The 13729-nt window shown below is 71.4% G+C and carries 10 protein-coding genes; 2 read left to right on the plus strand and 8 right to left on the minus strand.

Translation table 11 applies throughout. From position 1 onward, the window contains the following. Positions 1-161: 161 nt before the first annotated feature. The 7 genes from ACVWNX_RS13035 to ACVWNX_RS13065 all read right to left on the minus strand — a co-directional run bounded on the left by ACVWNX_RS13035 (position 162) and on the right by ACVWNX_RS13065 (position 8800). On the minus strand, positions 162-1982 hold the full coding sequence (locus tag ACVWNX_RS13035) for an ABC-F family ATP-binding cassette domain-containing protein (RefSeq protein ID WP_454414084.1): 1821 nt from the start codon (positions 1980-1982) through the stop codon (positions 162-164). A gap of 1077 nt (positions 1983-3059) precedes the next feature. Continuing rightward, entirely contained in the window at positions 3060-4340 is a 1281-nt protein-coding gene (locus ACVWNX_RS13040) for a tyrosine-type recombinase/integrase (protein WP_454414085.1), read from the minus strand. A gap of 736 nt (positions 4341-5076) precedes the next feature. After that, entirely contained in the window at positions 5077-5316 is a 240-nt protein-coding gene (locus tag ACVWNX_RS13045; RefSeq protein WP_454414086.1) for a helix-turn-helix domain-containing protein, read from the minus strand. Between the two features lie 238 nt (positions 5317-5554). Next, positions 5555-7024 carry an ATP-binding protein gene (locus tag ACVWNX_RS13050; RefSeq protein ID WP_454414087.1) on the minus strand — a complete coding sequence of 490 codons (1470 nt, stop codon included), beginning with the start codon at positions 7022-7024 and terminating at the stop codon, positions 5555-5557. A gap of 116 nt (positions 7025-7140) precedes the next feature. Further along, positions 7141-8040 carry an HNH endonuclease gene (locus ACVWNX_RS13055; RefSeq protein WP_454414088.1) on the minus strand — a complete coding sequence of 300 codons (900 nt, stop codon included), beginning with the start codon at positions 8038-8040 and terminating at the stop codon, positions 7141-7143. A 2-nt stretch (positions 8041-8042) separates the two neighbouring features. After that, positions 8043-8546: a hypothetical protein gene (locus ACVWNX_RS13060; RefSeq protein ID WP_454414089.1), complete on the minus strand. Its 504-nt coding sequence runs from the start codon at positions 8544-8546 to the stop codon at positions 8043-8045. Beyond that, complete coding sequence (locus ACVWNX_RS13065) at positions 8543-8800, minus strand: hypothetical protein (protein WP_454414090.1); 258 nt, start codon at positions 8798-8800, stop codon at positions 8543-8545. The genes ACVWNX_RS13060 and ACVWNX_RS13065 overlap by 4 nt, the downstream gene beginning before the upstream one ends. 270 nt (positions 8801-9070) lie before the next feature. Here ACVWNX_RS13065 and ACVWNX_RS13070 point away from each other — a divergent pair, with 270 nt between their 5' ends. Both ACVWNX_RS13070 and ACVWNX_RS13075 read left to right on the plus strand, forming a co-directional pair. After that, complete coding sequence (locus ACVWNX_RS13070) at positions 9071-9847, plus strand: GntR family transcriptional regulator (protein ID WP_454414091.1); 777 nt, start codon at positions 9071-9073, stop codon at positions 9845-9847. Positions 9848-9872: 25 nt separating this feature from the next. Next, the gene (locus tag ACVWNX_RS13075) at positions 9873-10457 is read left to right on the plus strand and encodes a GNAT family N-acetyltransferase (RefSeq protein ID WP_454414092.1); all 585 of its coding nucleotides are present in this window, start codon (positions 9873-9875) and stop codon (positions 10455-10457) included. A 1213-nt stretch (positions 10458-11670) separates the two neighbouring features. Here ACVWNX_RS13075 and ACVWNX_RS13080 read toward each other — a convergent pair. Further along, on the minus strand, positions 11671-13413 hold the full coding sequence (locus tag ACVWNX_RS13080; RefSeq protein ID WP_454414093.1) for a dolichyl-phosphate-mannose--protein mannosyltransferase: 1743 nt from the start codon (positions 13411-13413) through the stop codon (positions 11671-11673). Positions 13414-13729: the final 316 nt, after the last annotated feature.

Consider the following 13729-nt stretch of genomic DNA (forward strand, 5'->3'; position numbering starts at 1 on the left):
GTACCGGAGGGGTCCACCGGGAAGGGCGCGCGGACGACGCGGCGGCCGGATCGTCCGGCCGCCGTCCGACCTCCGTGGCGCGATCGGGACCAGGTCCCGGAGCCCGGAGCGAGCCGAGGACATGAAGACCGGGCCCGGGCCCGCTGAACCCCGGGGAGGGACTATCCGACCTCGTCCGCGAGTTCCAGCCAGCGCGCTTCGAGGTCCTCCCGCTCGGCGACGAGCGCGCGCAGTTCGGCGTCGAGGGTGGCGACCTTCTCGAAGTCGGTGGCGTGCTCGGCGATCCGCTCGTGGAGCGCGGTCTCCTTGCCGGAGATCCGCTCGACCTGCCGCTCGATCCGCTGGAGTTCCTTCTGCGCGGCCCGCGTCTCGGCGGCGGACGGGCCCTTGGGGGCGGGGGCGGACTGGGCGGCGACGGCGGACCGCTCGGCGGCGGGCGCGGCCTTGGCCACCCGGGCGCGGCGCTCCAGGTACTCGTCGATGCCGCGCGGCAGCATCCGCATGGTCAGGTCGCCGAGCAGCGCCCACACCGTGTCGGTGGTGCGCTCCACGAAGAACCGGTCGTGGGAGATGACGACCATCGAGCCGGGCCAGCCGTCGAGGACGTCCTCCAGCTGGGTCAGGGTCTCGATGTCGAGGTCGTTGGTGGGCTCGTCGAGGAAGAGGACGTTGGGCTCGTCCATCAGCAGCCGCAGCAGCTGGAGCCGTCGCCGCTCACCGCCGGAGAGGTCCCCGACCGGCGTCCACTGCTTCTCCTTGCCGAAGCCGAAGGTCTCGCAGAGCTGTCCGGCGGTCATCTCCCGGCCCTTGCCGAGGTCGACCCGCTCCCGCACCCGCTGGACGGCCTCCAGGACCCGCAGCTCCGGGTCGAGTTCGGCGACCTCCTGGGAGAGGTAGGCGAGCCGCACGGTCTTGCCGACGGCGATCCGTCCGGCGGCGGGCTGGACCTCGCCCCCGGTCCGGGCGGCCTCCGCGAGGGCGCGCAGCAGGGACGTCTTCCCGGCGCCGTTGACGCCGACCAGACCGATCCGGTCGCCGGGGCCGAGCTGCCAGGTGAGGTGCTTCAGCAGGGTCTTGGTCCCGGCCTCGACGGTGACGTCCTCCACGTCGAACACGGTCTTGCCGAGCCGGGAGCTGGCGAACTTCATCAGCTCGGAGGTGTCCCGGGGCGGCGGCACGTCCTTGATCAGCTCATTGGCCGCCTCGACCCGGAACCGGGGCTTGGAGGTGCGGGCCGGGGCGCCCCGGCGCAGCCAGGCCAGCTCCTTGCGGACCAGGTTCTGCCGCTTGACCTCCTCGGTGGCGGCGATCCGCTCCCGCTCGGCGCGGGCGAAGACGTAGTCCGAGTAGCCGCCCTCGTACTCGTAGACCGTGCCGCGCTGGACGTCCCACATCCGGGTGCAGACCTGGTCCAGGAACCAGCGGTCGTGGGTGACGCAGACCAGCGCGGAGCGGCGGGCCCGCAGATGGGCGGCGAGCCAGGAGATGCCCTCGACGTCGAGGTGGTTGGTGGGCTCGTCGAGGACGATGAGGTCCTGGTCCTCGATGAGCAGCTTGGCGAGGGCGACCCGGCGGCGCTCACCGCCGGAGAGCGGGCCGATGACGGTGTCCAGGCCGTCCGGGAAGCCCGGCAGGTCCAGTCCGCCGAAGAGTCCGGTGAGCACGTCGCGGATCTTGGCGTTCCCGGCCCACTGGTGGTCGGCGAGGTCGCCGATCACCTCGTGGCGGACGGTGGCCGCCGGGTCCAGGGAGTCGTGCTGGGTCAGCACGCCCAGGGTGAGTCCACCGCTGTGGGTGACCCGTCCGGTGTCGGCCTCCTCCAGCTTGGCGAGCATCCGGATCAGGGTGGTCTTGCCGTCCCCGTTGCGTCCGACGACGCCGATCCGGTCCCCCTCGCTCACGCCGAGCGACACCCCGTCGAGCAGGGCACGGGTGCCGTACACCTTGCCGACGGACTCGACATTGACGAGGTTGACTGCCATTTCGCTCCTGCCACGGGGGTGAACCGGCGCCGCCGCCGGGGGCGGACCGGCCTTCCAGCCTAGTCGGCCGGGCCGGGTGCTCCGGCGGGGCCGACTCCGGTCCTCCGATCCGCCTCCCCGGTCGCCCCTTGGTGGTCCCCGTCCTCCGGTGGTCCCGGTCCCCGGCGGTCGCCCCCCCCCCGGTGGGAGGTGGCGCTTTCCCAGGACGGGGTGGCGAACAGTGGCGAACGCCGGATCCCGCGCTGGAGCGCGCCGGGGCGGCGATAGGTTGCGGAAGTCCGCCGCCTCACCCCCTCACGAGCGCCTGCCGCACGGCAGGTCCCAACGCTGTTGGGAGGCCGGGAGAGAGGAGTCCGGACCAGGTGGAGAGGTCGGGAATCAGGAGGAGGACGAGCCGTTGGGCCCGGTCGGACGACGACCGGCGGACGGTGTCGGCTCCTTCGGCGATCACCGCCATCGCGGGACGCGTCGGACACTTCATGTGACGCGGCGGAAGGGACTGGACGGCTGGCCGGACCGGAGGAACGGGCCCGGCCGACGGATGCTCGGCCGGGCCCGTTCCGCCCCCGCGCACGGGCCTGGCTTCGGGCGGCATCCCGGAGCCAGGACCGCTGTGGAGGAGCGCCCCCGCCCCGGCGGCGGGCCGCGGGGCAGCGGCTCCACCGAGCCGCGGAGGCGCGTGCCGCCGGAAGACGAGGTAACCGCAGTCGCCCGGCTTCATCAAGCGGTCGTTCGCGACTCTCTTATCGGGCGCATCCGGACGATCTACATGAAATCCTTCGCGAACCGTGCCGATGTGACGGGGGTGTGGAGGGGAAACCGCAGGCAGCCGCTTCGGGGGTGGCGAATCTGGCGTTTCGCCATGGCCCGCCGCCCGTCGCCTCCTTCCCCCGTTCCCCGCCCGCCGACCGTCGACTTCCCCCGTCACCCGGTCCGGCCGGGCGTCAGATCCAGGTGTCGAGCCACATCCGGGCCCGCCAGGAGTCGATGGGGATGGGCTGGGCCGTGTAGATGGGCCAGAAGTAGACGAAGTTCGTGCCCTCGGCACCATCAGGGCTCTGACCAGCGAGTTTCCCGCTACTTCGGGCCGTGCCAGGCGTCCGGGGCCGTCTGTGGGCCGTAAAGCAGGGAAGCAGCGGCCAGGAAGAGGGCGTCCACGGCCTTCCGGGTGCGCCCCTCGCTGCTGGGCATCAAGTGCGTGTACGTACGCAGGGTGAACCCCGGATCAGCGTGGCCGAGGTACGCACTCAACGCCCGGATGCTCTCCCCCGCGTCCAGCAGGACGGACGCGTAGAAGTGCCTGAGCGCGTGCATGCCGTGCTCGCGGGCCGACGCGTAACGGGCGCCCGGCTCCGGCACCGGGATGACCCCCGCAGCGGCCAAAGAGGGCTTCCAGTGGCAATCGTTGAAGTGGCTCACGCGGACGTGCCTGCCCTCCACACCACTGAACAGGAGCCGTTTCGTGACCGGTGGACCGTCCGGGGTACGCCAGGGCAGGGTCACGTCGACCGCCGGGAACACCTTCGCGTGATCCCGGAGCACCGCCGACACAGCACCGGGAAGCGGAACGTCTCGGGCCTTTCCGCCCTTGGGCAGCGCGAACACGTACTTGCCCCGAATGCGCTTGAGCTGATGCCCGACGTGAAGCCAACCGCCCTCGTGGTCGAGTTCATCGACGGACAGACCGAAGATCTCACCCTGCCGCAGTCCGCAGCCCGCGCCGGTGTCCACGGTGGCCCGGAAGCGATGGTCGAGGGCCGCCCGCACTCGGAACACCTGGTCCGCCGTCCACGGGGTGACGTGAGGATTGCCGGACTTGGGAAGCTGCACAGTCCGCGCCTGGCACGGGTTCTTGTTCAGCAACCCATCGTCCACGGCCGCGTTCAACGCGGCGGAGATGGTCCCCACGATGATCCGCCGATGTGATTCCGCAGGAACCGTCTTGTCCAGCTCGGCGATCAGTTCGCGGATGTGCTCGGGCTTGAATGACCCGAGGGGACGCGTTCCGATATGGGGATAGGCGTGCAGTCGTAGGCGCCTTTCCGCAGCCTCACGGCTGTTGATCTCCCCCGTGTGGGTCTTCACCCAACGTTCGGCGTACTGCTTGAACGTGGTCCGCGCCGCGCGGGGATCGGTGTATTGGCCCCGGGCCATGTCCGTCTCGATGGCGGACAGCCACTTCTCAGCGAGGCGCTTCTGTCCGTCGGGGAAGCTCTTGGACTTCTCGGTGCCGTCGGGGCCGACGTAGCGGGCGCGGTAGCGGAGTCCGGTGCCGTAGCGGTCGCTGCGGGTCCGGGTCTCCTCGCCGTCGGTGTTCTTCTCGGTCTTGTACCAGCGGTCCTGGACGTGGCCGGCCATGGGCTGTGTCTGCCTTCGGAGGGGTGTCGGGTGGGTGTGTCAGGGGGTGTCAGGCGGTGGTGTCAGGGCGGGTGTCACGGCCCCTGACACCCGCTCCCGTCTAGGGGTTTGGGTGTCAGGGCGGGTGTGACTGTCAGGAGGTGTCAGGGGCCCGGAGGGAGGCGGCGAGGAGGTGTGCGGACGGCCGCCGGGAGGGGGTTTGGCGGGGGCCTCCGGGGTGGCTCCCTGCCTCCCTGAGGGGCGGTTCACGCAGGTCGTCGGGAGGGAGGCGGGGCAGGGAGGCGGTGAGGGAGTTCTCCCTGCCTCCCTGGGCCCGGCGGCGCCGTCTCCCTGGGGTGGTGGGCGCGGTCGGCGGGTCGTCTAGCGGTGGGGCGGGCGCCCGTGCCGGGAGCTCCGGGGCCGCTGTGCACGGGGTGCGGGGGCGGGGGTGCTAGGTGCTAGGCCGCAGGTCGGCGCCCTAATGCCCCGCTAGTGGGGGTGCTAGGTCTAGCGGGCGGGGCCGCTAGACCTAGCGAGGGCCGTGGACGGGTTCACGGGGGCGGGTCCGGGCCCCCCTTTACCCCCGCTACCTGCCAGGTCAGGGCCCATTGCCCACCCCTCTACCGGGGTAGAGGGGTGCCTCTACCCGGGCTTCGGGGTTGGGCGGCGTTGGGTGGTCGCGGCGCCCCCTGGTGGTGGCGCCCGAGGTAGGGCCCGGGGGCTTTACCGCCGCCGTCCGCGCCGGGTGGTGTCCGGGTCAGTCGGTGGGTTCGAGGGCGGTCTGTTCGGTCTCCCAGGTGTGGACGGCGGTGGGGTTGAAGCGGAGGTAGCGGCCGACGCGGAAGCCGGGCGGTCCGATGCGTTTGCGGCGCCAGGCGTAGACGGTTTCGACGCTCGGGAGGCTGAACATGGTGACGAGGTCTTCGGGGGTGAGGTAGCGGTCGGGGAGGCCGCCGCGCAGGGTGGCGCGGGGGTCGGTGGGCCGGTCGCTGGCCATGGCGGGGTGACTCCTCGTGTCCGTCTGACGGTGGGAGCGGGGTGCGGGGGTGGTGGTCCTGGAGAGTTGGTGTATTCCAGCGTCCGCAGCGTCCCAGCGTCCGACGGCGCTTGTTTGCGCAGGTCAGGTGGGGTGTGAGGTGCGGACGCTGTGCGGACACTGGCGGACGCTGCGGGCCGCTAGCGTCCGCGCCCTCTCCGGGTGGGGCCGCTGCTCGGCGGCCCCACCCGGCGGGGTGTCAGGGCTGTTCAGGGACGGTGTAGCCCTGGCCGATGGGGGCGGTCTGAGGCCACAGCGACGGTTGGCCGGGGTCGGACGGCGGGGGTTCGGGTTCGGCGCGGGCCAGGATGTAGAGGCGGTGGCGTTGCCTGCCGGGACTACGCTGCGTGTCGTCCACGGTGATGCCGATGGACCGCAGGAGCGGGGCGAGGCGTTTGACGCGTCCTCCGGCGCGGGTGGCGTCCTTGGGCCAGGTCGGCGGCCGGACCGGCCCCGGCACCGGCAACGTGTCCAACAGCTGTGCGGCCGTGCCCTGCCAGGTGCCCGCCCGGTCGACCAGGGCGGCCAGCGCCATGGCGAACGGGTCGCCCTCCAACGCGTCCGTCGCGACGTTCGCGGAGGTGGCGAGGTAGTCCCGGAGGGTGTTCCAGCCCTGCGTCTGGTCGACCGCGGCGAGGACGCGGGCGAAGTCGGCCATGCGGGGCATCGACTCCAGCCGCACCCCCGGCAGCACCGCCAGCGCACACGCCAGCACGTCGAACAACGCCCCCAGCACGGCGGGCCGCGCCTCTTTGAAGGCGAGGTCGAGTTCCTCCTCAGAGCGGCGGCGGGTGTCGTCGATGAGCTGGAGGTCCAGCAGCAGGACCCGTTCCGCGAGGTCCCCGGCGAGGGCTCCGGCGTCGATGGTGGTCATGGCGAGGACGCGTTTGAAGGTGAGGACGACGACGTCGTCGTCGGTGTAGAGGGCGCGGTCTACGACGCCGTCACCGGTCACGGCCTTGCACAGGGTGTCGGACAGCCACGGCGGGATGGTGGAGACGTTGTCCAGGCACAGCGCCCACGAGCTGAACGCCTGCCGCGACCACGCCTTCTCGTCCCTGGGCTGGCTCCTCTTCGCGGCCGGGGAGGGGTCGACCAGGTTGATGAACATCTGCGCGGCCTTCGACTTCCCCGTCCCCTGCTCGCCCTTGCACACCAGAGCCGGATGCGGGATGTCGGGGATCCACGCGGCGACCAGCCAGCCCACGAGCTGGCGGAACGTGGACCCGTCCATGTTCAGCAGCCCGTGCAGCGCGGCCAGGCCGTCGCCGTCGAGGACGGGTTCCGGCATCGGGGCCATCGCGCCGGAGCGGCGGAACAGCACCGGCGCCCGGTCCACCACGTTCCAGCCGGTGCCGGACACGACGACCGCCCGGCCGTCCGCAGACCCGAGGTCGACCACGACCGCGCCGTCCGGCGTGCGGGCCACCCGCAGGTTCACCGGCACCGGGTCGGTGTCCTCCGCGATGCCCTCCAGCACCGTCATCGCGTCCGCCAGCGCCGACTGCGACGCCACCTCCCCCGGATAGGCGTCCGCGAACAGGCGGGCCAGACGCTGACGCAGACCGGCCTTCCCCCGCAGCGGCAACGCCACGTTCGGACCGTCCAGCGCGACCGCGTACGGGCGGCTGTCCGTCGACAGGACGAACCGGTACCGCTCACGCGCCATGGACACGATCCGCGCCGCCGCCGGAGGCGCCTTCCCCTCACCACCACCCGGTCCTGCGGCGGGCTGCCGCGTGTTCACCGACCCGGCCGCAGCGTTCACCGACTCCTTCTCCCCGTTCACGCCGCCACCGCCCCTCCGGCCGCGCCGCCGGACCGCCCCGGGCGTGACCCGCCCGGACGGGACACCGTCACACCGTCACGGGACGCGTCACACTCGGCGTGACGGGAGGCGTGACGGACGGTGTGACGCGGACGGTCACGCAGGTCAGAGACACCCCACAACGGCGGGCCCGCCGACTCGTGAACGTGGGCGAGCCACGCCAGAAGACGCCACACCCCCAACGTCAGCCCCGGCACCGGCACCGGCGTGAACACCTCCGGCGGGTCCGTGAGCACCGGCCGCTCGCCGTGAGCGCTCACGGTGTCGGTCGTGAGCACGGGCCGCTCACCACGGGCGCTCACGGCGCTCACCGTGAGCGCCGACGGCCCGCCGTCAACGCCGGACCCGTTCGCCGTGAACACGCCCGGCGTCCCCGTGAACGCGTCCGGCGGGTCCGTGAGCACGAGCCGCTCACCGTGAGCACCCGGCGCGCTCACCGCGCTCACGCACCGCCCGTCGTGAACACCGGACCCGTCTCCCGTGAACACCACCGGCCGGTCCGTGAACACGCCCGCCGTCCCGGTGAACATGTCGGGCCGGTCCGTGAGCACGGCCGGGCCGTCGTGAGCGCTCACACCGTCGGCCGTGAGCACCGGCCGCTCACCGTGAGCGGCGACGAGGAGCAGGGCGATGGTGAGGGGGAAGCGGTCGGCCTTGGCCTGGTTGCAGTCCCGGCACGCCAGGGCCAGCGCGGTAGCCGACCAGGTGGGCCAGACCGACCGCGGAACGATGTGGTCCAGCGTCGCGTCCTCCAGCGACCGGAACCGCAGTCGGCAGTACGCGCAACGGTGCCGGTACGCGTACGCCGCCTGCCGCTTCCGGCGCTGACGCACTGCGGTGGTGGGCCTGTTCGACACCCTCACCACCCCGCCCGCGACACCGGGCCCGGGTGGACCGGGCAGGGCAGCTCGTACGACAGGTCGGGGTCGCCGTCGATGTCGACGCCCACCATCCCGGTGCCCCGGCACGGGCACCGTCCGTCGACCTCCGCCATGGCGTTCCGCTTCCGCGCGGCCCCGCTCATGCCGTCGAAGCACACGCTCGTCGCCGTCGCCTGTCCGGCCACGTCCAGCCGGAACCCGTCCGGGAACCGCTCGTCGTGCCGAACCCGCACCGGAGCCGGAACCGGGACCAGCCCGCCCAGCGCCAGCAGGAAGTGCCCGTTGAAGAACAGCGCGCGCCGCTTCAGCTCCCTGCGGCCCAGCCGCCCGGCGCCCTGAACGATCCAGGCCCGCACCTGCTCCTTCGAGCCGTACCGGCGCCGGGTCGGCATGTCCGACACGTACAGGGCCACCGTCCGCTCGGCCGACGTCAGCTCCGACACGTCCACCGCCACGGCCACAGCCGTCGTCCCCGCGTTCACGCCGACACCCCGAACACCCGCGTCACCGCGACGGCCACCGCACCCACATACCCGGCGACCCCGACACCACGGGCCCCGCCCAACGCCGCCATGGCCTCCCCGGCCTGCCGCTCCATCGTCCGCAGGTCCGTGTCCAGCACCGCGTACTGGAGGCACTCCAGCACCGCCGCGTCATCACCCAGCTCCCCCACCGACAGCGAACCGTGGTTCACCAACAGCCCCAGCAACTCCGCGAACGACAAACGCGCACTCACCCGCACAGCCACCCGAACCGGCTCACCCGCCCCCGGCGAACCGAACACATCCAACCCCGCCACCGGAGCCACCAACGGCAACCCCACATGCTCCACCCCAACAACTCCAGGCATCATGGAAGAACCCCTTCACGGGTAGGGGAGCGGCGGCTTACTTGGAGGTGGGACGCCGCTCCCACTGGCTTGAGCCAGTTACTGGCTTGAGCCAGTTGAGCATGCGCCGAGCGAGCGAGTCAACCCACTGGCTTGAGCCAGTCGTATGCTGGTGTCATGACGAGCCCCGAGAACCTCAGCAGCAGCCAGCCTGCGAGTAGGCGCATCGCGGACGCGTTGCGCTCGGCCATCGAGTCCGGCGAACTCCGCGCCGGGGACAAGCTCCCGTCGGAGCGAGCGCTAGCCGAGCGGTACCGCGCCGCCCGCAACACCGCCCGGGAAGCCGTCCGACTCCTCTCCGAACAGGGACTGGTGATCGCTCGGCACGGCAAAGGCGTATTCGTCCGAGAACCCCGCCGTCTCTTCCGGTTCGGCAGCGACCGCTACTCGCCCAAAAATCGGGCCACGGGACTGACCCCCTTCCGCCTGGAGGCGAAGCGGCAAGGAAAAGAGCCGCGAATTGACGTCCCGTCGATTCTTCGCGAAATTCCCCCTGCGGACGTCGCGGAACGCCTTAACGTGGCCCCAGATGAGGAGAGCGTCGTCCACAGGGAGAACCACTACTTCGCGGACGATGAACCCGTTCAGATTGTGTCCACTTACGTTCGATGGGCGGAAGCTCAAGGGACTCTCCTCATGGAGGCGAAGAGCGGCCCAAACGGCATCTACGGGCGCCTTGAGGAGCTTGGCCACGTCATGACATCCATTCGAGACGAGATCATCGCCCGCATGCCGACCCCGCATGAAGCTGGCGTTCTCCAGCTCCCGCCGGGCGTGCCCGTGCTCGAAGTGATGCACACCAGCCTCGACCAGGATGGAGAGCCGTTCGAGGTCTCTCGATACGTGCACCGTGCTGACCTCACCGGCCTCATGTACGAACTCCCCGTTCAATAACGGCCCGAACGAAAAGGAAACCGGGTTGAATCGCGATGAGAAGCAACTGACGGCCATTCGCCTACGAAACAGCTCGGATATTCCGCAAGCCGCTGCCGCGCTGGTTTCCGTTCACGACGTCGACGGCTATCCAGTGGAAGGCGTAGATCACCCGGAAGTCTGGCTCTCACCGAACGGTCTGCTGAAAGCATGGGTGGCCGTGCGCGAGGGACGAGTGGTCGGGCATGTCGCTGTCACACGACCTACGGGAGAAAGCGCGGTAGCCCTCTGGGTCAGTCAGAGCGGAGAAGTTGAGAATGCGGTGGGCGTGCTCGCTCGCCTTTTCGTTGCCCCCGACGCGCGGAAGCAAGCTACGGGTGAGCGCCTTGTGCGGGCCGCCGAGAGCTACGCCCAAGCACACGGCCTGCGTCTGGTGCTTGATGTGATGCGCAAAGACCTCTCAGCGATCCGTCTCTATCGACGTCTTGGCTGGCTTGAGCTTGGGCCAATCGCTCACCGCTTTGGGGAAGGCCAGCAGACGGAAGCCGTGGCCTACGTCTCCCCAGGTGCTGAAGACCATACGGAGCGGCACGGCCGCCAACCCTTTGGCAGCTCGCTCCGCGAGCGCTGACCCCCCCCCCACCGCTGTTTCGCCGTCGTCGGCGGCACACGACAAGCAAGAGGAGCACCCGGGCGCCCTGGTGCTCCTCTTGCTTGTCGTCCAGGAAGAGGCCACCCCCGGCGCCGCGGGGTGGCCTCTTCGTCTTCACCACTGGGGGCCAGCGTCCTACAGCGTCCGCACCCTCTCTCCTCCTAAGAGAGGCTGTGACCTGCGGAAACACCTCTTAGAGGCGGGAGAGGGGTGCGGACGCTGCGGACACTGTCGGACGCTGGCCATTTCCCTTAGCGTCCGCAGGGAAAGCGCAGGCCAGACGGGGTACGCCAGGCCCGGCGGACGCTGCGGACGCTGTTACCTCTCAACTCTCTAGAAGAGAGAAAGAGACGCTTTTCAGGGGGAGGCCGGGGCAGGCCCACACGCCGCCCCTCCCCCTCTGAAAAGCCGTGGTGAACCACCCCCAGCCGCAGAGCTCCCGGACCGCTCCGACACCTCCGCGCCGCACACCGTCCGCACAGCGCCAGCAGCCGTGCGGACGGTGTGCGGCTGGTGTGCGGCCCACCGTGCGGAAGGCGTGCGGGCCCCGCCGCAGGGGTGTGCGGATGGTGTGCGGACCGGTGTGACGGCCGGTGTGCCGACGCGTCACACCCGCTCCCGCCTAAGGGTTCGGGTGTGACGCGGCCATCACATGTGACGTCACACCCGGCAACCCCGAGGACAGCCCCATCCCCCGGCCAGCGGAGAGCTGCGGCCCTCTCCCCGCCCTGGACCCGCCAGCCCGGGAACCTGTCACCCGACCTGTTCCCCGCCTGTCACCTGACACCTGTCTGTCACCTGTCACCCCCAGGTCAACAGGGTGTTCCACCCCCGAAGAGGCCACCCACCCCCCTGAGAGAACAGGTGACAGGCGACCGGACAGACCGACACCCACACAGCGCCGCCGCCCCTGCCGCTTGTCGCCCCCTTGTCGCTTGTCGCTTGTCTTGTCGCCTGTCGTCCAGCAGGTCAGAACCCGGATTCCACGCCGGAGACACTCCCAGAACACCACCACCCGACAAGCGACAAGCCAGAGCCCGCACCCGAGAACGGTTCGACCGCCAGCCCTCCTCCGCCCTCCCGGCCGGGGCCGTCCCTGGGCCGTCCGACAGGGACCGACGACCACCGACAACGACCAACGACGACCGTCGTGGGACGGTCGTCGTTGGTCAGCGGCTGGTCCTTTTCGCAGCTAGATCCAGGTGTCGAGCCACATCCGGGCCCGCCAGGAGTCGATGGGGATGGGCTGGGCCGTGTAGATGGGCCAGAAGTAGACGAAGTTCCAGATGATGAGCAGGACCAGGACCCCGGCTCCCGCCGCGCCCGCCGTGCGGCGCAGTTCGGTGGAGCCCTTGGGGCCGAGCAGCGCGCCGACCATCATCGCCACCGCCAGGCACAGGAACGGCACGAAGACGACCGCGTAGAAGTAGAAGATCGTCCGCTCCTGGTACAGGAACCAGGGCAGGTACCCGGCGGCGACCCCGCACAGGATCGCCCCGGCCCGCCAGTCGCGGCGCAGCGCCCACCGCCACAGCAGGTAGAGCAGCGCGAAGCAGGCCGCCCACCACAGCAGGGGGGTGCCGAGGGCGAGGACCTCGCTGGCGCACTTGTCGGTGGTGCCCTCCGGGCAGCCGTCGGTGCCGGGGGTGAGCGGCTCGTAGTAGTACGAGACGGGCCGTCCGGCGACGATCCAGCTCCACGGGTTGGACTCGTAGCGGTGGGGGTCGCTGAGGCCCTTGTGGAAGGTGAGGACCTGGGACTCGTAGTGCCACAGGCTGCGCAGCCACTCGGGCAGCCAGCCCCAGGCACCGCCCCCGCCCTGGACGGCGGCCCAGTCGCGGTAGTAGCCGCCCCGGCCGTCGTCCGGGGAGAGGATCCACCCCGCCCAGGTGGCGAGGTAGGTGACGATCGCGACGGGGACGGTGGCGAGGAAGGCCGGGCAGACGTCCCGCTTCAGCACCGACAGCCAGGCCCGCTCGGCGCCCGCGACCCGGCGGGAGCCGACGTCCCACAGCACCGACATCAGCGCGAACGCGGCCAGGAAGTAGAGGCCGTTCCACTTGGTCGCGGAGGCGAGGCCGAGGCAGACCCCGGCCGCGATCCGCCACGGCCGCCAGCCGAGCCGCAGGGCGTCGGCGATCCGGGCGTCGGGGCGGGGCGTGCCGTCCTCGCCCACCGGTAGCGCGGCGGCCAGCCGGGCCCTCGTCCGGTCCCGGTCGACCAGCAGACAGCCGAAGGCCGCGACGACGAAGAACATCACGATGAGGTCGAGCAGCGCGGTGCGGCTCATCACGAAGTGCAGTCCGTCGATCGCCAGCAGGAAGCCCGCGAGGCAGCCGAGGAACGTGGAGCGCAGCAGCCGCCGTCCGATGCGGCACACCATCAGCACGGAGAGGGTGCCGAGCACGGCGGTCATGAACCGCCAGCCGAACGGGTCCAGCCCGAACAGCCACTCGCCGACGCCGATGAGGTACTTCCCGACCGGCGGGTGCACCACGTAGGCGGCGTTCTCCGGCAGGGCGACGGCGGCGCCGTGGTCGAGGATGTCCTCGTTGGCGGTCTTCGACTTCCAGTCCAGCTCGAACCCGCGGTGGATGATCGCCCACGCGTCCTTGGCGTAGTACGTCTCGTCGAATATCACCGCCTTCGGATTGCCGAGCTGCCAGAACCGCAGCAGCCCCGCGAAGACGGCCACCAGCAGCGGCCCCAGCCAGGCCGACCAGCGCAGCAGCGGACCCACCGCGCGGGCGGGCACCCCGAGGACGGTCCACAGCCGGGGGCCGGGCTCGGCGTACGGGGGCACCAGGTGGTCGCGGAGGTCGGCGCGGGGGCGCGGGGTGTGACCGAACCGGCGCATGCGGTGCCGCCAGGCCGGGGGGTGCGGTGCGGCGGGCTGGTCCTGCCGGGTGTCCGTCGGGGACGCGGTACTCGTCACCGCGCCATCGTAGGGAACGGGGCTGTGCGGCGCCGCCCCCGTCCCCGTCCTCCGGGGGGCGCGTCGCCGGGCGGCGCTCACGCCCCCGGGCGGCGCCCGGCGACGCCCCGGTACGGCGCCCGGACGGCGTGCCGGGGGCTTCCCCGGTGGCCGTTCCCGGCGGTGGCCCTAGGGGGTGCCCCTGGCGATGCCCCCGGGTGACCTCCCCGTGGGCCCTTCCAGGCGGCGGCCGGAGCGGGGGCGCGGCAGGGCCGACGGCCGGAGCGAGGCGGGAGCCGGGGCGCGGCAGGGGCGAGGCGGGAGCCGGGGCGACACG

The sequence above is a fragment of the Streptomyces sp. JNUCC 64 genome, from assembly GCF_054484115.1.